9 protein-coding genes are annotated in these 13,201 nt (G+C 72.3%); 7 read left to right on the top strand and 2 right to left on the bottom strand.

The genetic code is table 11. The annotated features are described in order from the left end of the window. The first annotated feature begins 289 nt into the window (after window positions 1-289). On the top strand, window positions 290-421 hold the full coding sequence (locus AC07D6_RS27110) for a SapB/AmfS family lanthipeptide (protein ID WP_479048597.1): 132 nt from the start codon (window positions 290-292) through the stop codon (window positions 419-421). Window positions 422-744: 323 nt separating this feature from the next. Here the strand turns inward: AC07D6_RS27110 and AC07D6_RS27105 are convergent, their stop codons facing one another. Together AC07D6_RS27105 and AC07D6_RS27100 are read right to left on the bottom strand one after the other, a co-directional pair. Beyond that, a complete protein-coding gene (locus AC07D6_RS27105) occupies window positions 745-1,137 on the bottom strand; it encodes a transposase (protein WP_479048750.1) in 393 nt (130 codons plus the stop codon). Window positions 1,138-1,283: 146 nt separating this feature from the next. Then, entirely contained in the window at window positions 1,284-2,117 is an 834-nt protein-coding gene (locus tag AC07D6_RS27100; RefSeq protein WP_479048747.1) for an SDR family oxidoreductase, read from the bottom strand. Window positions 2,118-3,455: 1,338 nt separating this feature from the next. Between AC07D6_RS27100 and AC07D6_RS27095 the strand changes: the two genes are divergently transcribed. From AC07D6_RS27095 to AC07D6_RS27070, 6 genes are all read left to right on the top strand, one after another. Beyond that, window positions 3,456-3,899 (top strand): hypothetical protein, encoded by a 444-nt coding sequence (locus tag AC07D6_RS27095; RefSeq protein ID WP_479048594.1) that lies wholly within the window; start codon window positions 3,456-3,458, stop codon window positions 3,897-3,899. Window positions 3,900-4,407: 508 nt separating this feature from the next. Then, a complete protein-coding gene (locus tag AC07D6_RS27090; RefSeq protein ID WP_479048591.1) occupies window positions 4,408-5,040 on the top strand; it encodes a hypothetical protein in 633 nt (210 codons plus the stop codon). A 37-nt stretch (window positions 5,041-5,077) separates the two neighbouring features. Continuing rightward, window positions 5,078-5,323, top strand: coding sequence for a hypothetical protein (locus AC07D6_RS27085; protein ID WP_479048588.1), 246 nt, complete (start codon window positions 5,078-5,080; stop codon window positions 5,321-5,323). A gap of 908 nt (window positions 5,324-6,231) precedes the next feature. Further along, the gene (locus tag AC07D6_RS27080) at window positions 6,232-6,498 is read left to right on the top strand and encodes a hypothetical protein (protein WP_479048585.1); all 267 of its coding nucleotides are present in this window, start codon (window positions 6,232-6,234) and stop codon (window positions 6,496-6,498) included. A 1,317-nt stretch (window positions 6,499-7,815) separates the two neighbouring features. Further along, complete coding sequence (locus AC07D6_RS27075; protein WP_479048583.1) at window positions 7,816-8,343, top strand: effector-associated constant component EACC1; 528 nt, start codon at window positions 7,816-7,818, stop codon at window positions 8,341-8,343. Further along, entirely contained in the window at window positions 8,340-13,004 is a 4,665-nt protein-coding gene (locus AC07D6_RS27070; protein WP_479048581.1) for a caspase, EACC1-associated type, read from the top strand. Before AC07D6_RS27075 ends, AC07D6_RS27070 begins: the two co-directional genes overlap by 4 nt. Window positions 13,005-13,201: the final 197 nt, after the last annotated feature.

Raw genomic sequence — 13,201 nt, 5'->3', positions numbered from 1 at the left:
TCGTTGTCGGTGCGGACGACGTCCCCGGCCTCTGGCCGTCAGCTCCGCTGCTTCGCCGCGGAGGGCGGCGTCCTGCCACCCTGCCCCGCCGCCGTCGTTCTTCGTTGTACCCAGCGTGAGCCTGGTGAAGGCTCAGTGATGGTGTGCCCCGCGCTGTGCTCTCACTCGTTTGGGGGTTCCGTATCACCGTCGGGTGCGGGCGTCTTCACACAATCCCACAAGGGGATTACCTTCCTGTATGCGCACAGTCAAGCGCTACAAGGGAACGTAGGAAAGGGTGGGAACGGCCATGGCACTTCTGGACCTCCAGATGATGAAGACCCCCTGGGACTGCGACGGCGTGGAAGAGGCGCCCAGCGCGCTCAGCATCGCGGTCTGCGAGCCTCCCTTCAGCAACCTGAGCATCTTCCTCTGCGCCTGAACACGCCTCGCCATCAACGAGCTGCGCGGACCAGGCCGCCCAGCGGCCCAACCGGCTACAGCAGATTATGAGAGGGCCTCCTTCCGGCTGCCGCGCAGCAGCCGGAGGAACGCCACCCCCGGTCGGCGAGAACGAGATGGGTTGGGCACGTCAGTGAAGCGCTGTAGAGGGTGAGCGGCCAGCGCCGTGCCCACTGGCGTCGGTCGACGGGGCGCGAGCAGGCAGACCGGGGGACCCGGCCCGTGCTCGATACCCGGCGCGGGCAGGGTCCGAGTACGCGGCAGGTGGCCTGATTGGACTTGTCCGGGCGATCACGTTCGGAGTCAGATGGTGAGGGCTGCCGCTGTCGCGGTGCCGAGGTGGACATAGCCGCGCTTGTCGTATCTGGTGGCGACCGCCCGGTGCTGCTTCCATCGGTTGATGGCCCGTTCGACGGTGTTGCGCTTCTCGTACCGCTCTTCGTCGAAGTCGGGCGGCCGTCCGCCGCGTGCACCCTTGCGCGGGCGAGGGGCCTGGCTGTCGGTCTTCTCCGGGATCGTGTGCCGGATACCGCGTCGTCGCAGGTATTCGCGGCACGGCTCGTTGCTGTAGGCCCTGTCGGCCGTGAGGCTGTCCGGCTTCTTGCGGGGCCTGCCCACCCAGGGCCGTGGCACGCGAATCTTCTCTAGGACCAGCTTGAACTGGGTGCAGTCAGCCCGCTGGCCTGCGGCGACGATCAGGGACAGCGGGGGCCGGGGCGGGCGTCCGCGCTCAGGTGGAGCTTGCTGCTGAACCCGCCCCGTGAGCGGCCCAGGCCCTCATGCCGGCGTACTCCTGAAAATGCGCATCTGGGTACGGACGAACGTGCTCAGGTCCTGGCGGTTCAACGGAAGGCGTCGGCGTTCTCCGAAGCCCACTGCCGGAACGGGCGAGCCGGCGTTCCGGTGACCTGTGAAACCGTGTCGCGCACCATCAGCAGCTCGGGGTTCACGTCTCCGCCAGTGATGTCGAGCACCGCGTCCGCGGCCTCGATCCCGAAGACCGCGACCATCTGCGCGTGGGCCTGCCGACGGCTGATCTCGGCGAAGGGAATCTCCCGACCCAGTACTGCCGCGATGGCCTCGACCTGCTGCCGGGCGGTTATCGGCTCTGGCCCGGTCAAGGCATACGTGCGTCCGTGGTGGCCGGGCCCAGTCAGTGCCACCCGTGCCACCGATGCGATGTCCGCGGGGTGGATGGTCGGCAGCGCGGTTTCGGCGTACGGCACGCGTACGGTCTCGTGGCCACGGATGGACGCAGCCCACATCAGGGCGTTCGACGCGAACTGCGTCGGCCGCAGGATCGTCCAGTCCATGCCGGTTTCCTTGAGTAGTTGCTCCACCGCCAGGTTCTCGTCGGCGGGGCCGAGGTGCGGGTGGGTCTGCACGGTGATGGACGACACCAGCACGACGTGCTCCACTCCCGCCTGCCGGGCGGCTTCGAGCGCGTCGGCGTCCGAGCCCAGACGCGACACAAGAAACAGCGAGCGCACTCCCTCCAGCGCGGACTTTAACGATGTCGGCTCTGCGAGGTCGCCCTCCACAGCCTCGATCCCCTGAGGGAAGACGGCCCGTGCGGCATCACGGGTGAGCCCTCTCAACGGCCCGACGTCGCGCGCGTGCAGCTCCTTCAGCAGGGGACTGCCTATGTTTCCAGTGGCTCCGGTCACGAGGATCACGAGCGCATTTCCCATCGTCAGATGATCGAGCAGGCGACACGCTAGAACCTCAATTATGCTTCAGGTCAAGAAGACGCCTGACCATGCCCGCAGGTGGGCACGTTCATCCGTACTCGGCTGTGCACGTTCACGTGTACGCCGACATCCGTCGAGGACCGCGGGACCATCCCCGCGGACGCGGGGAGCACCCACGGTCACCTCGACGGGCTTGCCGCCCTTGGACCATCCCTGCGGACGTGGGAAGCACTGTGGGCCGTCGGTGTCTCGGGGGTTATCAGCGGGACCATCCCCGCGGGCGCGGGGAGCATGGTTGCCGGGCCGGTGAAGACCGGGGAGACGGCCTCACCCCGCTACCGCCAAGCCCTCACCGCCCACCAGGCCGCCATCGCCGGCCTGCCCGAACGGCGCGTCGACCCGGCTGCCGCCCCGCGCCGCCGAAAAGCAGACCCGCGTCGTGCCCGCGCCGAGCGGGCCCCGACAGGTCCAGGCCGTGACGGCTCGTGGCGGCGCGGCGGGTGTGGCACAGCTGGAGGCCGCCGCCCGGCTGCAGTCCGGCCATGGGTGTCCCCGCTGCCGCGCACGGTGTTGCGGTCGGCATCGGCTGGGTGGGCCGGGCAGGGCCCGACAGCGGATCAGCGTGCTGTTCGCAATGCTCCGCGACGGCACCTTCTACGAACCCCGCCTCCCACAAGCAACGGCTGCATGAACCAGCCCACGGGCAGGCCGATTCAGGTCAACACCTTGTGTCGCCTGTCCACGCCGAGATCTGCGCGGCGCCCCGCCGGACAGCTTCTTCCTGGTCCTGGGCGAGGTTCCTGCAGGCCGCTGCAACGTCCGGCACACCGCCCGGTCCCACGAGCGCGTCGTGCACCCCGGTCTGCAGCCGTGGTCGCCGGCCACGACCGCTGGCTGCGCCGACGGTGGCGGGGTTGGGAGGTTCGACTGGCCTTTGGGCCGAACCGGCGGGAAGCGGCATCGGTCCGGTCCTGACGGAGGCGGGACCGCGGGACGGTCCGGCGGATCGCGGGACGGTCTGGCCCGGGTAGGTCCGCCCGTACGTCTCGTGCGGGGTTTCGAGACGGGCCCGGCCCGGGTCCGGGCGCCGGTGCCCGTCGTGCGCGGGGCGAGCGGTCCTGTCGCCTCCGGCGCCCGGGTGTGGCGAGTGGCGCGCACGGTCGTCGACGGACACGTCGCCGAGGTCCCGGTCGCCGCGCACGCGGCCCACTACAGTGCGCCGGGCGTGATGGCCGCGCTGACCAGAGCATTCTCGACAGGAGGGCGCCCGTGGAGCCGTCGAAGACTTCCCCCCGTACCCGGACCGGGCACGGGGGAAGGCCCTTGCACCGGCGCGTCCTGCCCGGCGTCTCCCCGGAGCGGCGTGGCCTGGTGCTGGCCTGGTGGGGGTTCGCCCTCACCTTCGGCGGGATGCGCCTGCTCACCTGGCTCATCCACATCGATGTGGCGGGCCTGGGCGACGTCCAGGCCGGCGGGGTGCACATCCACCACTATGTGTGGGGCATCCTCATGCTCGCGGCCGTGGGGGTGGTAGGCCTGGTCCAGCGCTCCGCGCGGACGCGCGCCTGGATGGGCCTTGCCTACGGGGTGGGACTGGCGCTGGTCCTGGACGAGGCGGCGCTGCTGATCAGCCTGGAGGACGTGTACTGGGACACCGAAGGCGGGGTCAGCATCGCGCTGGCCATCGCCGTGATCGCCGTCGCGGGCGGCGTCCTCGCCATCACGCGGAGCCGGCACCCCTCCACCGGCGGCCGGGACGAAGGGTGAGCCAGGCGCCCGGCCGCCCGGCGAAGCCCGGGCGATCCGCGACCGGACCACCCACCCGGGCCGGCTCGTCCCGTGGGAGGACGTCCCGGCGGGGCCGGGTCATCCGAAATGTCCGGTGGCTCCTGGGACCCTTCGACGATGTGCCGGTCCGTCCCGCATGAGACGTTGGACGTGTCCGCAGGCCGGGAGCCCTTTTCGGGCCGAGGCCGTTTCCACGTCCGGTACGGACGCCCGACCCGCTCCCTCTCCCGAGGAGGAGGTACACGATCATGACCGCGTTCGAACCGACCGGCCGGGCCCCGCGTCTGGTTCGGCGATCCCCGATTTTCGGGTTGGACTCCTATGGTGGGGGTGGGGGTGGCATTCTGCGCGGATGAATCGTGTGCGCAGGGTGGGGGCGCTGGCGGCCGGGATGGTCGTGGTGGCGCTGGTGTCCGGGTGTAGCGGGGGCGGGGGAGGCGTTGAGGCGGGGTCGGATGTGCCGACGGGCCCCGCGGAGACGGTAGAGGTGCCGGACGTGCCGGATGAGGTGCCGTCGGAGCCGGTGTATCCGTCGACGCCGGAGGGTGAGATCGACAAGCTCGCCGATGAGAAGGGCTGGGTGGTCGACGACCTGTACGACAGTGCGTCCGCGTTCGTGCAGGACATTTGTGACTCGTTGCCGGTGAGCGGGGTCAAGGGGATGTCGCGGCCGCAGTGGTTGGCGGAGTCCGGGAGCCTAGGCGGGGACGGCGCCGAGATGCTGCAGGTGGGTGTGCCGAAGTTGTGTCCGAAGTGGACGACCGTGGTGAAGCAGGCCGGGTCGGGGAAGTACGAGCGGTGGTTCACCAGTGGCACGTACGTAGTCGCGGCCGATGCGAAGGTGTCGCCGAGCCCGTCGGGGCCGCCGGACCCGGACGATTTCGTCACGGACGAGAACGGTGAGCGGCCGGCGGATGAAGTGGCGAAGGAGACGATCCCGCCGGGCACGTACCGGGCGAAGGGCCAGATGACGGACTGCTACTGGGAGCGGACGGCGAAGTCGGGAGAGATCATCGACAACCAGTTCGCGACGTCAGCGCAGGAGATCACGGTGACGATCCGGGCGTCGGACGGTCAGTTCACGTCGACGAACTGCGCGGTGTGGAAGCCCGTCAAGTAGACGGCGCGGGACGTGCGCGGACTCCGCTCCTCGGGAGGTGTGGGAGCGGGACCTGCGGGCCGTACGGATCGGGCTGGGCCTGGGCGCGGGGACGCTGAGATCCCAGCCCGCCCCGGGCTGTTGCTGTGACAGCCGTGAGCCGCTCGGACCGGGTGCGGCGATCACGATGATGATGACCGAGCGCGGCCTGGTCGCCCCGGCCGCCGGCAGCGTCCTCGCCCAGTTCGACGACATCGTCGCCGCGGCCGCATCCGAGCTCGCCGGGCACGTGAAGGCGGCGTAGTGCGACGCGGACACCGGCCGCCTGGACGCCGCCCCCAGCGCCCCGGCGTACGGCACGAAGCCGCGCTGGATTGCGCCGGAGCTGATCGAGGCCGCCAACGAGCAAGTGCCCGGCGCGAGCGCGCGCCCTGCACGTCCTGCCGTCCATCCCCGGGAAGGCCGGCCCCGCCACGGCGGCCGCCGACCCGACCCCACAGTCGCATCTACCGACCGCGCCAGCACCACGCCCCGCTCCGTCGGTCGGCTACCGACGCACCCTCGGAATACACCGCGCGGTTGCGCCGCCGTCCCCCGTGGACCCGACCACCACCCAGGCAGTGCAGCAGCAGGCCAGGTTACCCAGGGCTGTCGAAGCCGAGTCAGTTCCTCTGCCCTGACCACGCGCGGATGGTGCGGCACAGGTCGGGCTACCCCCGCGGGTGCGGGGACGACGCCGGTCGGGGTGCTCCTCAACAGTCATCCGCAGTCGTCCCTGCGCCCGCGTGGGTAGTCCATCATCAGCCGGCGGGAGCACGTGCCTCACGGCGCTCGCCGTAGCCGGAACGCCGGGAGCGCAGGTGCGGGAGCCGGCTCCTCGCTTCGGGGCGCTGCCGGCAGACGTGGTGCCGATGCGCACGCCCGCCCGGGGCGTCCCGCTCCGCCGCCCCGCGCCGTTGCCCGATGACGAGCTGGCCGAAGCGTGAGCCGGTGTCGTGACCCAGTTCACCGGGCCGGGCCACACCCTCAACGAAGAACACCAGCGGGCGCTCACTCGGTCGAAGGCACTGGCGGTGGCCGCGGTTACCGTAATGATGCCCTGGACGCGTAGACGCTGCCCGCCGGGCGGGCAGGTAGACAGTTCCCTGTCCGCTTGGCGACAGACGAATCCCTCGCCCTGGCGGACGCGGGACCTGCGGGAGGATCAGGCCCGTGACTACTCCCTCTCGTGACCGCGCGGGCCTCGGCCGCGGCGTTCGCACCCTGATCCCGGCCGGCCCCCAGGCCGTCTCGCCGGCCGAGCAGGCGTCCGCCGCTCTCGCCGCCCTGCGCACCGTGCCCGTACCCGTCGGTGTCCTCCAGGCCACCGTCGTCCTCCTCGACCAGTTCGCCGACGCCGAGGACCAGGCGGTGCAGGAAGCCGCGGCCGCCACCCGCGCGCACATCCTCGCCGCGCTCGGTGAACCTGACGACAAGTAGAGGAAGGCTGACGCTCCGGACGGCAACGGCTCTGGATACCGGGGGTGCAACGGGTGTGAGCTGCGCGTTATCCATCCCGTAGCCGGGTGGTCTGCTGTGTTGTCCGGCGGGCCACGGCCGGGTCGCTGGCGGTGAACGGCCGCGCGCTGAGGTGCTCGACGACGCCCGGACGCGGTTTACCCGGCGGGATGAGGCCCGCGTCCTGGGCGGCTCCGTCGACCCACACGCCGTCCGGGCCTGGGCCACCCTGGAGCTGACGGGCTACCGGCGCGGTGGCCAGGTAGAGGACGCAACGCTGTGTGCCGGTAGGCCCGCAGAATCGCCCGGATCGCGGCCAGGGCCTTCGGGGTGAGCTCGACCTCGACGGCGATCGGGAAGCCGGGGGGCTCGACGATGACCAGGTCGGACCAGCGCACGGCGTGGGCGCCGACGGGCGCCGCCAGGGTCTCGCCGCGCCGGGCGCCGGTGGGCACCCCGGGTACCCGCAAGGCCTCCAAGCGCTGCGCCGGCCAACCAGGCACTGCTTCGGAGGCGTGGATCTCCTGCTCGGAGAGCACGGCGTACCCGCTCGCCTCCAGGAAGGTACCGGCGCCCGCGACGGCCAGGCGGTGCAGCAGCCGCTCGCCCGGCGGCCGCGGGGCGCTCAGGCCGGTGCCCGGCGATCCGCGCGCCGCGCTCGGTGGGCCACACGGCCGTCCGGGCCCAGCGCACGTCCACGCAGCGGTGCAGCAGCCCGGCTTCGACCATCAGCCGCGCCCGCCGCCCTGGTCCGGGGGAGCTCGCCGCCGCTCGAGTGCCGCGCACCGTCCCGGTGCGTCGCTGGCCGGCCCGGCCCCGGCGGTACTGGCCGTCCTCACGCTGCGCCGGGCCCTGCCCGCCCCCGTGGTCGGCCAACTGACCCCTACCGCTGGCCTGTTCGCCGTCCAGGCGCTGTTCGACCTGCTCACCCTGGCGTGGCGCACCGACGTCGACCTCGTGACGACCTGCCGGTCGCCTCGAACCGCCTCTACCGTCTCGCCCAGTCCTCGCCTGTCCCGCCGTCCCGCCCTCCCGCTGGCGCGGGCACCGCCGCGCCCGCGCCCGCGCCCGTGGCCGACGGCGCGGTCGATGCTCGGGCGGGACCAGTCGAGCCGGCTGGTCAGGCGTCGCAGTTCAGGGGGGGTAAGGGGTACGGGTTGGGAGGATCCGTTTCTCTTTCGGCGACCGTTCGCCGTGAGCGGGGACGGGCTGCTTCGGCCGGAAGCGGGCGCTACCGAGAGACGATCTTCAGTACAGTGAGGGGCAGTTGACCTTCGTACTGTTCCAGGCGGGAGAACCATGCAGATCGCCATCACGGCGCGGGACGACGGCGGTCGGGTCGGTACGGACGATCTCAGGGGCTGGCTCGGGAAGCAGCGGGAGCTGCGGGGGCGCGTGCAGCGCGGGGCCGGTGAGCCGCCGGTGCCGGGGACGATGGGGACGGCCACCGAGTTCGTCACCGTGCTGCTGGAGCCGGGGGGCATCGTCACCGTGCTGGTGGCTGCGGTGGTCACCTGGGTGCAGAACCGCAGCGGCAGTCAGACCGTGACCATCACGCGGCCCGACGGCACCGAGGTGACCGTGACGTCCGACCGAGTCAAGGGCCTCAACGCCCAGCAGGCCGGCGCACTCGCCCAGGAGATCGCCGGGCAGCTGGGCGTCCCGATACAGCCCAGGGACCCGGCCGAGCCAGGCGAGCGTGAGGTCCAGGCCGGGCCGTCCGTCACCCCGGCAGAACCCGGGGCGGCGAACGGAACCGCCCAGGCACCCGGTGACGGACGGGAAGAACCCGGGCCCGACCCCGGGGCTGACGACCGCCGTCCGTGACCGTTCCACCGCGCCGTACCAGCGACCTCGCGGGCCCCGGCGTCCGCGCCGTGATCGTCGGTACGAGCGTCCACGGCGTCGGGTCCCAACTCCTCGACCTGCCCAGCGTCGAAGCGTCCGCCCGCGACCTCGCCCGCGCCCTCCACGGGATTTGCGGCATGGAGCTCTCGCAGATCGAGCTGCTCCTCGATCCTGCCGACGGCGCCACCGTCGTCGAGGCCGTCGAGCAGGCCGTCGCCGACGCCCGCGGCCTGGTCCTCTTCGCGTTCATCGGCCATGGGCTGCTGGGCCCGCAGGACCAGCTCTACCTCGCCACCGCCACCAGTTCCGCGCAGGGCATCGCGCGCTCCATCCCGTACCAGGTCATCAGGGACACGCTCGGCAACAGCGGCGCCCGCGTCGTCGTCCTACTCGACTGCTGCTTCTCCGGCATGGCGCAGGCCGCCTCCCGGAGATCCGTCCGCGACCCCTACGTCACCGCACGGCCCGACGGCAGCTTCCTGCTGACTTCCGCCTCGAACTACGCCGTCTCCTTCGCCCCCGAGGGCGAGCGCCACACGCTCTTCACCGGGAAACTGCTCGACCTCCTCCACGAGGGCGATCCCTCCGCACCCGCCTGGCTCACCCTGGACGGCGTGTACGCCCACCTCGACCGCCGGTTCCAGGACGGGCCCGTACGCCCCCACCGGCAGAGCGAGGACCGGGCGGGCGAGCTCGTCGTCGCCGCCAACCGGGCCTACCCCGCCGCCTCCGTACCGACGCCCGAGCCCGCGCACCCCGCCGACGGCGTAGCCTGCCCCTACCCCGGCATGGAACCCTTCCGGGCTGAGGACCACGAGCGGTTCTTCGGCCGTGAGGCGCTCGTCGGCGACCTGATCGCCGAAGTCGTACGGCCCGCACAGCCGACGGGCGCGCCGGAGGCGGCGGCCCCCGCGCCGATCGTCCTTGTCGGCGCCTCCGGCGTCGGCAAGTCCTCCGTCCTGCGGGCGGGTCTACTCGCCGGTCTCGAACGCCGCTACGAGTCCGACCCCGCCACGCCCTGGCCCGCGCTGTTGCTCGCGTCGCCCGGACCGCACCCGCTGCGCGCCCTCGCCGACCTGTGGTCCCGGGCCTCCGGCACACCGCGGGCGGAGGTCGAGCGGCAGCTCGGTGAGGGCCGCCTGCCCGACGACGGGGCCTGCCGGGTGCTGGTCGTGGACCAGTTCGAGGAGGTCTTCACCGCCTGCAAGGACACCGACGAGCGCGCCCGGTTCATTCGCGCCCTGTGCCGCGGCGCGACCACCGCCACGGATGGCGACAACCCCCGCATCGTCCTCGGCCTGCGGGCCGACCACTACGGCAGCTGCCTCGAACACCCCGAACTCCGTCCCGCCCTCAAAAGGCAGTGGAACATCTGGCCCATGGACGAGGACGCCCTGCGCGCCGCCATCGAGCACCCGGCCCACGACGCCGGACTCCGGCTGGAGACCGGCCTCGTCGATCTCCTCCTCCGCGATACCCGCGAGGGCGGCGGCCGCGACCACGGTTCGGCGCTGCCGTTCCTCGCCCACGCCCTGCGCGAGACCTGGATGCGCCGCAGCGGCGCGACCCTCACCCTCTCCGGATACGCGGCGACCGGCGGAATTTGGGAATCCGTGGCCCGTACGGCCGAGGACATCTACGAGGGCTTCGACGAGCCGGGCCGCGAAGCCGTCCGCGAACTGGTCCTCGCCATGGTCACCCTCACCGGCAGCGGCGACGAGGCCGTCCGCCGCCGCATCGGCCTCGACGAACTGCTCGAGGACCGCTCCGAGGCCCGGCGGCGCACGGTCACCGACGTCCGCGACCGGCTCGCCCGGGCCCGACTCATCACCGTCGACCAGACCACGGCCCAGATCTCCCACGAAGCGCTCCTGCGTGCCTGGCCCCGGCTCCGGCGCTGGATCGAAGAGGACCGGGCCGGGCTGGTGACCCGCCAGCAGCTGACCGACGCCGCGGACGCCTGGAACCACGCCGGGCGTTCCCCCGAGTACTGCTACCGCGGTACGCGCCTGGTGGCGGCCGACGACTGGTTGGGCGAGCAGCGGCACGCACGGCTGGTACGCCCCCTCGACCGGGAGTTCGTCGCCGCGAGCCGGGCCCTCGACCGCTCTGAACGGCTGCGCGAGCGGCGCCAACTGGAGGAGGAGAAGCGCCGTACGCGCGAGCTTCGGGAAGCGCTGGAACGGGAGCACGAACAAGCGGAGAGCCTCCGTCAGGCGGGGTTACGGCTGCGGCGCCAGGCGCGCCGGCTGAGGCAGTTTGCCGGGGTGATCGGCGGGATACTGTGCCTGGCCCTGGTCGCCACGGGAATCGCGCTCCAACAGAGGTCGAACGCCCGCACCAACGGCGAACGGGCACAGAATCGTCAGCTCCAGGCGGCCGCCCGCGCTGGCCTCGGTACCGATCCGCGCGCGGCCCTGCTGCTCGCGGTCGCCGCCTACCGCGAGGCCCCGTCGTCGCAGAGCCGCGACACACTGATGGACGTACTGAGCGGAACGCAGTACGCGGGCTCCCTCGACGCCGGGGGCGCGGTCGAGACGATGGCGTACAGCGACGACGGCCGGACCCTGGCCGTGGGCCAGTACGACGGGGTCGTCGGCCTGTGGGACGCGTCACGGGCCGGCGGGGAGCCGCGCAAGCTCGCCGAGGTCGTCGCAAAAGAGCCGGGCTTCCAAGGGAAGACCGCGATCTGGATCGGCGACGGCACGTCCCTGCTGCTCACCGGGGCGGACGACGAGAAGTCCGTGGGCGCGTTCTCGCTCGCCGCCGACCGCGGCCGCCCGCAGCCCCAGGGCAGGTATGCGCTGCCGATGGAGGGGTTCGTGGAGCAGGCGGAGTTCAGCCCCGACGGCCGGCTGCTGATGACGTCCTCCTCCTACAAGACGAGGCTCTGGTCGGTGGAGCCGGAACGCGGCGCCGTCCGCGCCCGCGCAACCTTCCCGCAGCGCAAGAGCAACGTCCAGGCCGCCGCCTTCGGGCCGGGCGGGGCCTTCCTCGCGCTGGCCTGGCAGGACGGCACGGTGGAGCTGTGGGACGTCGGGGACCCCGGCCGGCCGCGCACCCTCGGCACGCTTCAGGGCACCGGCGGCCCGGCCCGCTCCATGGCCGTCAGCTCGGACGGGAGCACCCTTGCCGTCGGCTCCGGCGACGCCCAGGTCCGACTGTGGGACATCTCCGCGGCCGCCAGCAGGGGCCTTGCCGCCGTGGACCGCCGCCCCACCGCCGTGGTCAGCGGCCACGGCGGCCCCGTCGAAGCCGTCGCACTCAGCAGGGACGGCCGCCACCTCGCCCTCGGCAGCACCGACCACTCGGCGACGGTATGGGACGTCTCCGGGGCCAGCCCGGCCCGTTCGGCCGTATTGTCCGGCCACGCCACCACCGTCACGGCCCTGGCCTTCGCGCCCGACGGCCATACGCTCGCCACCGGCGACCGCGACGGGGACGTACGGTTCTGGTCGCTGACGGACCGGTTGCTCCCCACCGTCGCGGCGCGGCCGTTCACCGTACCTGCCTTGGACTACTACCGGTGGTTGGAATCGGTGGTCCCCCACGTCCTGTCCCCGGACGGGCGCCTGCTGGCCGTGGCCACCGCGGTCGATCGGCTCGAGCTGGTTCCGCTGACGGGGCTGTCCGCGGGCCACCGGACGGGCACGGTCCGCCTGGACAAGGGCGGGAAATTCCGGAACGCGGCGATGTGGTTCTCGGCCGACGGCGGTCGACTGGCGGCCGAAGGCCCGGCAGGCGTCCTGACGGTGTGGAACGTACGGGATCCCGCCCGCCCGAAGCGGGAATTCCGGTTCCAGGCGGGCGCGGCGGGCGACACGTACGATCTGAAAGTCTCCATCCGGGGCAGCCTCATGGCGATCGGCTCCAAGGCCGGAACCACCCTGTGGGACCTCTCCCGGCCCGGCCGGGAGAAGCGGCTCGGCTTCGTCAAACAGAAGTGGAAGCACGTCCCGGAAGTCCTGCTCGCCCCCAACGACCCCGTCCTGGCCATCGACGGGGCACTGTACGACGTCGGCGACCCGCGCAAGCCCGACCGGCTGTCCGTCCTGCCCTCCGCCGACGGCAGCCGCCCCTATCCGACGCCGCGCGCGTTCTCCCTCGACGGCACCCGACTGGTAGCGACGGAATTCGGCAAAAGGGGAGGCTTCCTCTACGACGTCTCCGACCCGGCCCGGCCCCGGTTCCGGGGCCACCTCCCCCAGGGCAGCGATATGGGACCCTACGCGTTCAGCGCGGACGGCCGACTGCTCACGGGCACCGGCTCCGGCACCCGGCTCCTCGCCTGGGACGTGTGGGACCCCACCGCCCCGCACCCCGTCGCGACCCTCACCCTGGACGACGAGGCGCGCGCCCTCGGCATCTCCTCCGACGGCACCACACTGACCACCTACAACTACCCCGGCCAGGCCGTCCGCTGGAACATCGCCCAGCTCGGCGCCACCCTTCGCGACCCGGTCGCCCGCGCCTGCCGCCTCGCCGCAGTCAACCCCACCCTCACCGAATGGGAACGGATGGCCCCGGGCGTCCCCTTCCGCCACGTCTGCCCCACCCTCACCCCCGCCCCCTCCCCACCTCCCATGGACGCCTTCCCGACCTTCCCTGTCCGCCCGACTCCGCTCCCTGCGGGGAACTGAGGACAGCCCGGTCTCCCGAACCGCCGGATCAGCTTGCCCGCCCTGACCACCCTCATCACCGACGACGAAGCCCCCACCCCCCTGCCGGTACGCCGCGCCATGGCAGCCGAGCGGGACTTCTTATCCCCGGTCGTACCGGCGACACCGAGGCAGAGGTCGCCTGGCGGCTTCACCGGGCTCCGACGGAGGCGGACGCA

The sequence above is a fragment of the Streptomyces sp. NPDC045287 genome (assembly GCF_056432325.1).
The sequence above is the reverse complement of the archived record's forward strand: the minus strand, read 5'-3'. Positions and strand labels throughout refer to the sequence as shown.

Coding starts and splice junctions, on each gene's coding strand:
- AC07D6_RS27110 (WP_479048597.1), top strand. CDS start 290: ATGGCACTTCTGGACCTCCAGATGATGAAGACCCCCTGGGACTGCGAC.
- AC07D6_RS27075 (WP_479048583.1), top strand. CDS start 7,816: ATGCAGATCGCCATCACGGCGCGGGACGACGGCGGTCGGGTCGGTACG.